The following is a 12,252-nucleotide window of genomic DNA, read 5'->3' as shown; positions in this document are numbered from 1 at the left end:
CGCTCGCCCGGCTAACCGTCACTCACCACCACAGATGGACTTCGACGTCATCGTTCTCGGCGCCGGCATCGTCGGCGTCTCCGTCGCACTGCACCTGCAGGATCGCGGACGCAAGGTCGCCCTCGTCGATCGCGGCGCGCCCGGCGAAGGCACGAGCTTCGGCAACGCGGGGCTGATCGAGCGCTCGTCGGTCGAGCCGTATCCGTTCCCGCGCAGCCCGTTCACGCTGATGCGCTACGCGCTGAACCGCTCGACCGATCTCTACTGGCACAGCGCGTCGCTGCCCGCGTTCGCGCCGTGGCTCGCGCGTTTCTGGTGGGAATCGGCGCCGCTGCGCCACGCGGCGGCTTCACGCGACATGCTGCCGCTGATCGAGCGCTGCCTCGTCGAGCACGACGCGCTGATCGCACGGGCCGGTGCCGGCGAACTGATCCGCGCGAACGGCTGGCTGGAAGCGTTCCGCACGCCCGCCGCATTCGAACGCGGCGTGGCCGAGGCCGGCCTTACCGCGCGCCGCCACGGGCTCGGCATCACGCCGCTCGATGCCGCCGCGCTGCTCGCTCACGAACCGAGCCTCGCCCCCGGCTTCTGCGGCGCGTTGCACTGGCTCGATCCGAAAAGCGTCGTCGATCCGGCCGCGCTCGTCAAAGCGTATGCGCATCTGTTCGTGCAAGGCGGCGGCACGCTGCTGACCGGCGACGCCGCGAGCCTCGACGCACTCTCGCCCGGCTGGCAAGTGAACACGCAGGACGGCACGGCCGCCGCGCCGGCTGTCGTCGTCGCGCTCGGCCCGTGGTCCGATACGGTGTTCGGCAAGTTCGGCTACAAGATCCCGCTGCGCGAGAAGCGCGGCTATCACATGCATTACGCGCCGTCCGCGCGCGGCGTGCCGTCGGCGCCGATCGTCGATCGCGAATACGGCTACGTGATCGCACCGATGAAGCGCGGGCTGCGGCTGACGACCGGTGTCGAGATCGCGCGGCGCGGGCTTCCGCCAACGGGCGTGCAGCTGGAACGCGCGGAACGCGTCGCGCGCCCCGTGTTCGGTTTCGGCGAGCGGCTCGACCCGCAACCGTGGCTCGGCTTCCGGCCGTGCACGCCCGACATGCGCCCGGTGATCGGCCCCGCGCCCGCGCATCGCGGGCTGTGGTTCGCGTTCGGGCACAACCATCACGGGCTGACGCTCGGCCCCGTCACGGGCCGCCTGCTGGCCGAGATGATGACGGGCGAAGCGCCGTTCACCGATCCGGCGCCGTATCGCGCGGATCGCTTCTGAACACGCGCCGCCCTCTCCCCGGGAGCCGCAACGGCGCAGGCGGCTTCCGGCCCGATCGGCCGGCGCGCCGGCAACCGCTCGAATTGCGGACGTTCCATGCCGCGATCCGACATCGTGTCCTGAAAGTCGCCGTCGATCAGCCACTCCCATGGGGTAGCGCGGAGCAGCGCCTGGTATTCCAGCACGGCTTTTGCCAATGCGTCTTCTCCTGTCGGCAACAAATGGACCTCGATCTTGCGGCCATCGATCCTGCTGGCCCTGCGGCGCACCAAATCCAATGCTTCGCAGCGCGAAACCAGAGAAGCCGCGCCATGCGGCAGTATTTGCAATCGCTCGGCCAGTTCGCCAACATAAGCCCAGCTTCGGCTACGAAACCCGACCACCTGAATCAGCAATTGCAGTTGAAGTGTCGAAACACCTGACTTCCTGGCTGCAACCTCGAAGAGCCGGGAATGGCGCCGTTCTCGATACTGCAATTCGGCAATTTTCTCGAAATCATCTTTATCCGGAAAATCTCTCGGCTTGCACATATCTCACCCGAAATCCTGATCAACTTTTTTTAAATTGATCAAAGTCGACCAAGACGAAAGAATCCCGACACAAACTCGGCGACTTTGTCCGGTTCATTCAATGGCAACGTGCAAACACCGGCCTCGATCGGACTATCCGCAGCAACAGCAACGACACCCGGCATGAGCGTATGGCGTGTCCCGCAGTGGGCCGATGGACGCACAACCTCGATTCTCGGCATGTCCACGTCTGAATAACCCTCCACCAACGTAAGGTCGGAAGGCGTCAAACGGTGAACCAGTTGCGAGAACTCCGGTTCGGGCGCCCGGCACAATTCGCGCACGATGGCATACCGATCGCGGGAAACGATCAGAACCTCGCTCGCGCCAGCCGCGCGAAAGCGGGCTGTCTTTATGTGACGGCTCCAGTTCAAGCGAATGGTGACTATGCTTGACCACGTTGACCGTATGCCCGTTCGAACGGAACCACGGGAGCATCGCTTCGATCAAGGTCGTTTTTCCTTGTCCTGATCGACCGACAATTCCAAATACTCGATTCATACCTGTGCCCCCCGGCAACGACATGGTGGACGATCACCTGACACCAGATGCTATCTGTTGCGACGCACATCGGTTATCCGACTCGCGAACGATGCGGCGATTGGTCACTGCGCGTCAAGAACCGGATCAATTGAGCTATCGCAAATTTTTCGAATTCGAAACAAAGTCTAGTGCGATCTTGGTTGCCGATGCCCGATCATAAAGATGACGTCGGCGCATCGAAACATCGCGCCACCCTTGAATCGAATTCCATTCAAAGAAATATCAAATGACATCCCATTCTCCGGATCACACCCTGGCGGCAGAATCGACGTTCGACGATACGCTTGGCATTCTCGAGCTTCCCGCCCCGGATATCGACGCGCGCCTCTCGTTGAGGACGGCACTGGAGCGCCGCTCGAGCACCCGCTCGTTCCGTCGCGAGCAACTGCCGATGCAGGCGATCAGCGAGCTGCTTTGGGCCGGATCCGGCGTCAATCGCATGATGGCAGGCGGCAGAACGGTTCCCTTTCGTCATCTGGCCGATGAGGTGGAGATCTATGCGGCATTTCCGAACGGCGTCTATCGTTACGAGGCACTCGCACATCGCCTGATTCTCAGGCGCGCAATCGACATCCGGGCGCTGACCGGCACACTGGATTTCGTCCGGGACGCGCCGTTGAATTTGATCTATGTCACGTTGAAGCACGAAACCGCGTCGAGCCACACACGCTCCATTCCGACCTGCTCGATCGTATCGGCCGGCAGCATCGCACAAAACGTCGCGTTGTACTGTGCGGCAACAGGCCTCGCATCCGTGGTACGCGAAACGCTGGATGTCGCGCAACTCGCAAACGCGCTGGGCCTTTCCGGGATCGAGTTCCCTCTTCTTGCACAGACAGTTGGCCTCCCGGTCGACGCGTGACCGCGACCGGCAACGGAATTCACCGCCAGTCCGTTCGCGATCCCCAAACCCAATATGACCAGTATGACTAGTTCGATCGGCGAATAGGCGTGGCGGCCTTCCGCGTCTACGCTTGGAGTGCATCCTTGATTCGAGAGAACGCTTCATGCATACCGCCCCTTCGCCCGGCGACCGACGCGCGATGTCCGTGCTGGCCTCCAGCACGTTCGCGTTCACCCTGTGCTTCGCCGTCTGGATGATGTTCGCCATCCTCGGCATCCCCCTCAAGCAGTCCCTCGGCCTCAATGACACCGAGTTCGGCCTGATCGCCGCGATGCCCGTGCTGAGCGGTTCGCTGATCCGCGTGCCGCTCGGCATCTGGACCGATCGCTACGGCGGACGCGTCGTGTTCTTCGTGCTGATGCTCGTCGCGGTCGTACCCGTCTGGCTCGTCGCAGACGCCACCCGGCTCTGGCAGTTCCTGCTGCTCGGCCTCGCCGTCGGGCTCGTCGGCGGCTCGTTCTCGGTGGGCACCCCGTACGTCGCGCGCTGGTTCCCGAAGTCGCGGCAAGGGCTCGCGATGGGTGTGTTCGGCGCGGGTAACTCTGGCGCCGCGCTCAACAAGTTCGTCGCACCCGCGCTGATCGCCGCGGCCGGCACCTGGACGATCGTGCCGCGCGTGTACGCGATCGCGCTGCTCGTCACCGTCGCGCTGTTCTGGCTGTTCTCCGCGACAAACCCCGCGCACGCGAGCGCCGGCGCCGTCACGCTGCGCGAGCAGTTGCGCGTGCTGCGCGACCCGCGCGTATGGCGCTATTCGCAGTACTACTCGGTCGTGTTCGGTGGCTATGTCGGCCTGTCGCTGTGGATGACCCAGTACTACGTCGGCGAATACGGCTTCACGATCCAGGCGGCCGCGCTGCTCGCCGCGTGCTTCTCGCTGCCCGGCGGCGTGCTGCGCGCGATCGGCGGATGGCTCTCCGACCGCTACGGCGCGTACCGCACGACGTGGTGGGTGATGTGGGTCTGCTGGGTCGCGTTTTTCCTGCTCAGCTATCCGCCGACCGATTTCGTCGTGCAGGGTGCGCATGGCCCGCTCGCGTTCCATCTCGGCTTGTCGCCGCTCGGCTTCACGGTGCTGCTGTTCGTCGTCGGCATCGCGATGGCGATCGGCAAGGCGTCGGTGTTCAAGTTCATCGCCGACGAATTCCCCGACCGGATGGGCGCGGTATCGGGTGTCGTCGGCCTGGCCGGCGGGCTCGCCGGATTCCTGCTGCCGATCCTGTTCGGCGCCCTCGTCGACCTCACCGGCGTGCGCTCGACCTGCTTCATGTTGCTGTACGGCAGCGTGAGCGTCAGCCTCGTCTGGATGTACTTCAGTTTCCGCGCCGAACGGGCCGCGCACGACCAGCGCGTACTCGCCGTCCGTTCGTCCTGAGCGTTTCCCCTCCTGCTATCCGGAGCTCGTATGTCTACTCCCGTCCTCGTTCGCTGGGATCCAGAAGATCCCGCCTTCTGGAAAACCCAGGGTCGCCCCGTCGCGTGGCGCAACCTGCTGATCTCGATTCCCGCGCTGATGCTCGCGTTCGCCGTGTGGTCGCTATGGAGCGTCGTCGTCGTCAACCTCGACCGCGCCGGTTTCCACTTCAGCAAGAACCAGCTGTTCTGGCTCACGGCATTGCCCGCGTTATCCGGCGCGACGCTGCGGATCTTCTATTCGTTCCTCGTGCCGGTGTTCGGCGGCCGGCGCTTCACCGCAATCTCGACGGCCAGCCTGCTGATTCCCGCGCTCGGCATGGGGATCGCATTGCGCGATCCGTCCACCGGCTACCCGACGCTGCTCGCGCTCGCGTTGCTGTGCGGGCTCGGCGGTGCGAACTTCAGCTCGTCGATGGCGAACATCAGCTTCTTCTTCCCGAAGGCCGAGAAGGGGCTCGCGACCGGCCTGAACGCAGGCATCGGCAATCTGGGCGTATCGGTCGTGCAGTTCGTGACGCCGCTCGTGATCTCGGTCGGCCTGTTCGGCGCGCTCGCGGGCGAGCCGCAGGCCACGCTCGGCGACGGCCGCGCGGTCTGGCTGCAGAACGCCGGTTTCATCTGGGTGCCGTTCATCGTCGTCGCGACCCTCGCCGCGTGGTTCGGCATGAACGACATCGCCGATGCGAAGGCGTCGTTCGCCGAACAGGCCGTGATCTTCCGCCGCCTGCACAACTGGCTGATGTGCTGGCTCTACGTGGGCACGTTCGGCTCGTTCATCGGCTTCTCGGCCGGGTTCGCATTGCTGACGAAAGCGTTGTTCCCGGATGTCGACGTGGCCGCGTACGCGTTTATCGGTCCGCTCGCGGGCGCGCTCACCCGCCCCGTCGGCGGGTGGATTTCCGATCACCTGGGCGGCGCACGCGTCACGCTCTGGACCTTCGTCGGCATGATCGCGGCGGTCGCGGGCGTCGCCGTCTGCCTGCCGTCCACCGACAGCGCCGGTCATTTCGACGGCTTCCTCACGCTGTTCGTCGTGCTGTTCGCGCTGACCGGCGTCGGCAACGGCTCGACGTTCCGGATGATCCCGGTGATTTTCCTGACGTTGCACCAGCGCGCGACGCGCGGCAGCGGCGATGCGGAACGACGCCACGCGCTGGCCGAGGCCGGCAAGGAGTCGGCCGCGGTGCTCGGCTTTGCCGGTGCGATCGGTGCCTACGGCGGCTTCTTCATCCCGAAGTCGTTCGGCACCTCGCTCGACCTGACCGGCTCGGCCGTCCCCGCGCTCGCGTGCTTCATCGCGTTCTACGTATCGTGCGTCGCGATCACCTGGTGGTGCTATGCCCGCCGCGGCGCATCGATGTCGTGTTGATGCGCGTCGGGTTGTCGAACGACGGGTGCGGCGCGATGTCGCGTCGCCCTGACCTGCGACATCGCGTCCCAGTCCGTTCGACCCAGGCCATCTCCCGCGCGCAGCCACGCCCGACGGCGCATGGGCAGCGTGCGAAACGACGCATAAGCTGAAACACGTCCCCTGATATCGGCCCGCGCGCTGTCTCGTCGCGCCGGCTACCGGAGAAAAACCGTATGAGTCATTTTCTGGATCGACTGAAGTTCATGTCGCGCGTGAAGTCGACGTTCGCCGACGGCCACGGCGCCGTGGTCGACGAGGACCGCCGCTGGGAAGACGGCTACCGAAGCCGCTGGCAGCACGACAAGATCGTCCGCTCGACGCACGGCGTCAACTGCACGGGCTCGTGCTCGTGGAAGGTCTACGTGAAGAACGGCCTCATCACGTGGGAAACGCAGCAGACCGACTACCCGCGCACGCGGCCCGACCTGCCGAATCACGAGCCGCGCGGCTGCCCGCGCGGCGCGTCATACAGCTGGTACGTGTATTCCGCGCAGCGCATCAAGTATCCGATGATCCGCGGCCGCTTGATGGAATTGTGGCGCGACGCGCGCAAGACGCTGGATCCGATCGCCGCGTGGGAATCGATTAGCCAGGATCCGGACAAGGCCGCCCGCTACAAGTCGGTGCGCGGCCTCGGCGGCTTCGTGCGCGCCGACTGGGACACCGCCACCGAAATCGTCGCCGCCGCGAACGCGTACACGATCAAGCGCTTCGGCCCCGATCGCGTCGTCGGCTTTTCGCCGATCCCGGCGATGTCGATGGTGTCCTACGCGGCCGGCGCGCGCTATCTGAGCCTGATCGGCGGCACCTGCCTGTCGTTCTACGACTGGTACTGCGACCTGCCGCCCGCGAGCCCGCAGGTATGGGGCGAACAGACCGACGTGCCCGAGTCCGCCGACTGGTACAACTCGGGCTACCTGATGGTGTGGGGCTCCAACGTGCCGCAGACTCGCACGCCGGACGCGCACTTCTACACCGAGGTGCGCTACAAGGGCACGAAGACCGTCGCGATCTCGTCCGACTACGGCGAGATGGTGAAATTCGGCGACATCTGGCTCGCGCCGCGCCAGGGCACTGACGCCGCGCTTGCGATGGCGATGGGCCACGTCGTGCTGACGGAGTTTCACGCGAACGGCCGCTCGGCTTATTTCCGCGACTACGTGAAGCAGTACACGGACATGCCGATGCTCGTGCTGCTGCGCGAGCACGACGGGGGCCTCGTGCCCGATCACTTCATGCGGGCGTCGCATCTCGCCGGCGCGCACGGCGAGGCCAATCACCCGGATTGGAAAACGCTCGCGATCGACGCGGCCAGCGGCGATATCGTCGCGCCGAACGGGTCGATCGGCTTCCGCTGGGGCGAGGCCGACCACGATGGCGGCGCGAAGGTCGGCCGCTGGAACCTCGAAATGAAGGACGGCGGAAACGGCCGCGCGATCGACCCGCTGCTCACGCTCGTCGATGCGCACGACGAGATCGTCGACGTCGGCTTCCCGTACTTCGGCGGCGAGCACGATGCGCTGCTCGCGCGTCGCGTGCCGGTGCGCCGCGTGACGCTTGCCGACGGCACGGTCGCTCGGGTCGCGACCGTCTATGACCTGCAGATGGCGAACTACGGCGTCGACCGCGGCCTCGGCGGCGCGAACGTCGCGGCGAGCTTCGCCGACGACGTGCCCTACACGCCCGCATGGCAGGAAAAGCACACGGGCGTGCCGCCCGAACGCGTCGTGCAGGTCGCGCGCGAGTTCGCGGACAACGCAGACCGCACGCGCGGCAAGAGCATGATCATCGTCGGCGCGGCGCTCAACCACTGGTACCACAACGACATGATCTACCGCGGCATCATCAACCTGTTGATGATGTGCGGCTGTGTCGGCCAGAGCGGCGGCGGCTGGGCCCACTACGTCGGCCAGGAGAAACTGCGTCCGCAGTTCGGCTGGGCGCCGCTCGCGTTCGGCCTCGACTGGTCGCGCCCGCCGCGCCAGATGAACGGCACGTCGTTCTTCTACAACCACACCAGCCAGTGGCGTCACGAGCAGCTCGCCGTCGGCGAGATCCTCGGGCCGACCGCCGACGCGTCGCGCTATGCAGGCATGACGCTCGTCGACCTGAACGCGAAGTCGGAACGGATGGGCTGGCTGCCGTCCGCCCCGCAGCTCGGCCGCAACCCGCTCGACGTAGTCGACGACGCGGCTCGCGCGGGCCGCGAACCGGTCGCCTACGCGGTCGAACTGCTGAAGTCGGGCGCGCTCGGCTTCGCCTGCGACGACCCCGACAATCCCGCGAACTTCCCTCGCAACCTGTTCGTATGGCGCTCGAACCTGCTCGGCAGTTCGGGCAAGGGCCACGAGTATTTCCTGAAGTACCTGCTCGGCACGCAGAACGCGCTCTTCAGCGACGAGGCCGATGCGCTGAAGCCGTCCGAGGTCAACGTGCGCGACGCGCAGGAAGGCAAGCTCGACCTGCTCACCGTGCTCGATTTCCGGATGAGCACGACCTGCCTGTACGGCGACATCGTCTTGCCGACCGCCACGTGGTACGAGAAGGACGATCTCAACACGTCGGACATGCACCCGTTCATCCATCCGCTGTCCGAAGCCGTGCAGCCGCTGTGGGAAAGCCGCACCGACTGGGAGATCTACAAGTCGATCGCGAAGAAGTTCAGCGAGCTGGCCGGCGCGTATCTCGGCACGCGCCGCGACCTCGTCCTGACGCCGCTGATGCACGATACGCCGGGCGAGCTCGGCCAGCCGTTCGAACCGAAGGACTGGCGGCGCGGCGAGTGCGACCTGATCCCGGGCAAGACCGCGCCGTCGATGACGGTCGTCGAGCGCAACTACGCGGACATCTACCGGAAGTTCACGTCGATCGGCCCGCTGCTCGACACGCTCGGCAACGGCGGCAAGGGCATCAACTGGGACACGCGGCACGAGGTGGCGGAAATCGGCGCGCTCGGCGGCACGATCGCCGAGCCGGGCGTGAGCACCGGCAGGCCGAAGCTCGATACCGCGATCGACGCGGCGGAGATGATTCTTACGTTCGCGCCCGAGACGAACGGCCATGTCGCCGTGAAGGCATGGGGCGCCCTGTCGAAGATCACGGGCCGTGACCACACCCACCTCGCGGCCGGCCGCGAGCACGACAAGATCCGCTTCCGCGACGTACAGGCGCAGCCCCGCAAGATCATCTCCGCGCCGACCTGGTCGGGCCTCGAATCCGAGGAAGTCAGCTACAACGCGGGATACACCAACGTGCACGAGTTGATTCCGTGGCGCACGCTGACGGGCCGCCAGCAGTTCTACCAGGACCACCGCTGGATGCTCGATTTCGGCGAGGGCGCGTGCGTGTACAAGCCCGCGATCGACACCAAGACGGTGGAACCCGTGCGCGAGCGGATGCCGAACGGCCATCCCGAGCTCGCGCTGAACTGGATCACGCCGCATCAGAAGTGGGGCATTCATTCGACCTACTCCGACAACCTGCGGATGCTGACGCTGTCGCGAGGCGGGCCGCATGTGTGGCTGTCCGAGGCACAGGCGCGCGAGGCAGGCATCCGCGACAACGACTGGGTCGAGGTGTTCAACACGAACGGCACGCTGACCGCGCGCGCGGTCGTCTCGCAGCGGGTACCGGCCGGCATGTGCCTGATGTACCACGCGCAGGAAAAGATCGTGAACGTGCCGGGCGCCGAGACGAGCGGTAAGCGCGGCGGCATCCACAACTCCGTCACGCGCACCGTGACCAAGCCGACGCACATGATCGGCGGCTACGCGCAGCAATCGTACGGCTTCAATTACTACGGCACGGTCGGGTCGAATCGCGACGAATTCGTGATCGTGCGCAAGATGAATCGCGTCGACTGGCTCGACGCGCCGCTGACCGAAGGAGAAGCGCAATGAAGATCCGCGCGCAAATCGCGATGGTGCTGAACCTCGACAAGTGCATCGGTTGCCATACCTGCTCGGTGACCTGCAAGAACGTATGGACCTCCCGCGACGGCGTCGAATACGCGTGGTTCAACAACGTCGAGACCAAACCCGGCGTCGGCTATCCGCGCGAATGGGAAAACCAGGACAAGTGGCACGGCGGCTGGGCGCTGAACGCGAAGGGCCGGCTGCAGCCGCGCCAGGGCGGCAAGCTGAAGATCCTCGCGAACCTGTTCGCGAACCCGAGCCTGCCGTCGATCGACGCGTACTACGAACCGTTCACGTTCAACTACGCGCACCTGCAGAACGCGCCGCTCTCGCGGACCCCGCCGACCGCGCGCCCGGTGTCCGCGCTGACCGGCCGGACGATGGACAAGATCGAGTGGGGCCCGAACTGGGAAGACGACCTCGGCGGCGAATTCGCGTCGCGTAGCCGCGACCGGCTCTTCGACGACGTTCAGAAGGAGATGTACTCGACGTTCGAGAACACGTTCATGATGTACCTGCCGCGCCTGTGTGAGCACTGCCTGAACCCCGCGTGCGTCGCATCGTGCCCGTCAGGCTCGGTCTACAAGCGCGACGACGACGGCATCGTGCTCGTCGACCAGGACAAGTGCCGCGGCTGGCGCATGTGCGTGTCCGGCTGCCCGTACAAGAAGATCTATTTCAACTGGCAGTCGGGCAAGGCCGAGAAGTGCGTGTTCTGCTTCCCGCGCATCGAGTCAGGGCAGCCGACCGTGTGCTCGGAAACCTGCGTCGGACGCATTCGCTATCTCGGCGTGATGCTGTATGACGCGGACCGCATCGAATCTGCCGCGTCGGTCGACGATCCGAAATCGCTCTACGACGCGCAGCTCGACCTGTTCCTCGATCCGGACGATCCGCAGGTGCGCGCGCAGGCGCTCTCCGACGGCGTGCCCGAAGCCTGGATCGACGCGGCCCGGCGCTCGCCCGTGTACCGGATGGCATGCGAATGGAAGATCGCCTTCCCGTTGCACCCGGAATACCGGACGCTGCCGATGGTCTGGTACGTGCCGCCGCTGTCGCCGATCCAGAGCGCCGCACAGGCCGGCCACATGGGCATGAACGGCGTCATCCCCGACGTGCGCAGCCTGCGTATTCCGCTGCGCTACCTCGCGAACCTGCTGACAGCCGGCGACGAGGCGCCGGTGGCGCTCGCGCTCGAGCGGATGCTCGCGATGCGCGCATACAAGCGCGCGCAGACCGTGCATGGCGAGCACGACGCGGACGTGCTCGCGCAGGTCGATCTCAGCACCGCACAGATCGAGGACATGTATCGACTGATGGCGATCGCGAACTACGAGGACCGCTTCGTCATTCCGTCGTCGCACAAGGAGCTGGCCGAGGACAGCTTCGACGAGAAAGGCAGCTGCGGCTTCTCGTTCGGCAACGGCTGCTCGGGCGGCACGTCGGACGGCACGCTGTTCGGTCGCAAGCCCGCAGCCGCGGGCGTCGCGTACGCGCCGCTACCCACACCGCGCAAGAAAGCAAGCGCCGCCTGAAACCCACCGGAGAGTCTCATGTCGCCCTATCCGCTGCTGTCCGTCCTGCTCACGTATCCCGAGGCCGAACTGATCGCCGCGCTGCCGGACATCCGCGCGGCGCTCGAACGCGATCCGCGCGCGCACGCCGCACTCGCGCCGCTCGTCGACCATCTCGTCGCGACGCCGCTGATCGACCTGCAGGAAGCCTACGTCGCCACCTTCGACCGCACGCCCGCGCATTCGCTGCACCTGTTCGAGCACGTTCACGGCGAGAGCCGCGAACGCGGGCAGGCGCTCGTCGACCTGCTCGACGAATACCGGCGCTTCGGCTTCGAGCCCGCGGCCGGCGAATTGCCCGACTACCTGCCGTTGTTCGTCGAGTTCCTCGGCGCAATTGCTGCCGACGGCCATGCCGTCACCGCGCATCGCCTGCTCGGCGACGCGATCGACGTGATCGCCGCCATCGGCGAGCGGCTCGAGCGCGCGGGAAACCCGTACGCAAGCGTTTTCGCACAGTTGCGCGCGCTGTCGCCGGTGGCGCCGCAACCTGTCGCCGCCCCCCCGCCGCGCACGATGGACGAAGCCCTCGAGCGCTTCGGCCCCAGCTCGGACGGCGTCGAGCCGCTGGTTGGCACGATGCGCGGCGACGTCCAGCCGATCCGCTTCCATTCGCGCCGCGCATGATGGCGGCGCATCCGTTTC

The 12,252-nt window shown here is 66.0% G+C and carries 8 protein-coding genes and 1 pseudogene; 7 read left to right on the top strand and 2 right to left on the bottom strand.

The annotated features are described in order from the left end of the window. The first annotated feature begins 34 nt into the window (after positions 1-34). Positions 35-1,276, top strand: coding sequence for an NAD(P)/FAD-dependent oxidoreductase (locus tag PQB87_RS21190; RefSeq protein WP_111939298.1), 1,242 nt, complete (start codon positions 35-37; stop codon positions 1,274-1,276). Here PQB87_RS21190 and PQB87_RS21185 read toward each other — a convergent pair. Further along, positions 1,171-1,806 (bottom strand): MarR family winged helix-turn-helix transcriptional regulator, encoded by a 636-nt coding sequence (locus tag PQB87_RS21185; RefSeq protein ID WP_220091918.1) that lies wholly within the window; start codon positions 1,804-1,806, stop codon positions 1,171-1,173. The genes PQB87_RS21190 and PQB87_RS21185 overlap by 106 nt on opposite strands. A 38-nt stretch (positions 1,807-1,844) precedes the next feature. Then, positions 1,845-2,283, bottom strand: a pseudogene (gene mobB, locus PQB87_RS21180) (molybdopterin-guanine dinucleotide biosynthesis protein B). Between the two features lie 331 nt (positions 2,284-2,614). Here mobB and PQB87_RS21175 point away from each other — a divergent pair. From PQB87_RS21175 to narJ, 6 genes are all read left to right on the top strand, one after another. Then, positions 2,615-3,250 carry a nitroreductase family protein gene (locus tag PQB87_RS21175; protein WP_111939297.1) on the top strand — a complete coding sequence of 212 codons (636 nt, stop codon included), beginning with the start codon at positions 2,615-2,617 and terminating at the stop codon, positions 3,248-3,250. A gap of 145 nt (positions 3,251-3,395) precedes the next feature. Continuing rightward, complete coding sequence (locus PQB87_RS21170; RefSeq protein ID WP_174413701.1) at positions 3,396-4,667, top strand: MFS transporter; 1,272 nt, start codon at positions 3,396-3,398, stop codon at positions 4,665-4,667. 30 nt (positions 4,668-4,697) lie between these two features. Beyond that, positions 4,698-6,077, top strand: a complete 1,380-nt coding sequence (locus tag PQB87_RS21165; RefSeq protein ID WP_233344223.1) for a NarK family nitrate/nitrite MFS transporter — start codon at positions 4,698-4,700, stop codon at positions 6,075-6,077. Between the two features lie 215 nt (positions 6,078-6,292). Beyond that, positions 6,293-10,018, top strand: coding sequence for a nitrate reductase subunit alpha (locus tag PQB87_RS21160; RefSeq protein WP_233344224.1), 3,726 nt, complete (start codon positions 6,293-6,295; stop codon positions 10,016-10,018). Next, positions 10,015-11,568, top strand: coding sequence for a nitrate reductase subunit beta (narH, locus tag PQB87_RS21155; RefSeq protein WP_233344225.1), 1,554 nt, complete (start codon positions 10,015-10,017; stop codon positions 11,566-11,568). The genes PQB87_RS21160 and narH overlap by 4 nt, the downstream gene beginning before the upstream one ends. 18 nt (positions 11,569-11,586) lie before the next feature. After that, complete coding sequence (gene narJ, locus PQB87_RS21150; protein WP_489243709.1) at positions 11,587-12,234, top strand: nitrate reductase molybdenum cofactor assembly chaperone; 648 nt, start codon at positions 11,587-11,589, stop codon at positions 12,232-12,234. Positions 12,235-12,252: the final 18 nt, after the last annotated feature.

The sequence above is a fragment of the Burkholderia sp. KL41 genome (assembly GCF_057005415.2).
This window is presented reverse-complemented; position numbering and strand designations above follow the sequence as displayed.

What these genes read in the sequence shown, in the direction of transcription:
- PQB87_RS21190 (WP_111939298.1), top strand. Translation starts at nt 35, where the DNA reads ATGGACTTCGACGTCATCGTTCTCGGCGCCGGCATCGTCGGCGTCTCC.
- PQB87_RS21185 (WP_220091918.1), bottom strand. Translation starts at nt 1,806, where the DNA reads ATGTGCAAGCCGAGAGATTTTCCGGATAAAGATGATTTCGAGAAAATT.
- PQB87_RS21175 (WP_111939297.1), top strand. Translation starts at nt 2,615, where the DNA reads ATGACATCCCATTCTCCGGATCACACCCTGGCGGCAGAATCGACGTTC.
- PQB87_RS21170 (WP_174413701.1), top strand. Translation starts at nt 3,396, where the DNA reads ATGCATACCGCCCCTTCGCCCGGCGACCGACGCGCGATGTCCGTGCTG.
- PQB87_RS21165 (WP_233344223.1), top strand. Translation starts at nt 4,698, where the DNA reads ATGTCTACTCCCGTCCTCGTTCGCTGGGATCCAGAAGATCCCGCCTTC.
- PQB87_RS21160 (WP_233344224.1), top strand. Translation starts at nt 6,293, where the DNA reads ATGAGTCATTTTCTGGATCGACTGAAGTTCATGTCGCGCGTGAAGTCG.
- narH (WP_233344225.1), top strand. Translation starts at nt 10,015, where the DNA reads ATGAAGATCCGCGCGCAAATCGCGATGGTGCTGAACCTCGACAAGTGC.
- narJ (WP_489243709.1), top strand. Translation starts at nt 11,587, where the DNA reads ATGTCGCCCTATCCGCTGCTGTCCGTCCTGCTCACGTATCCCGAGGCC.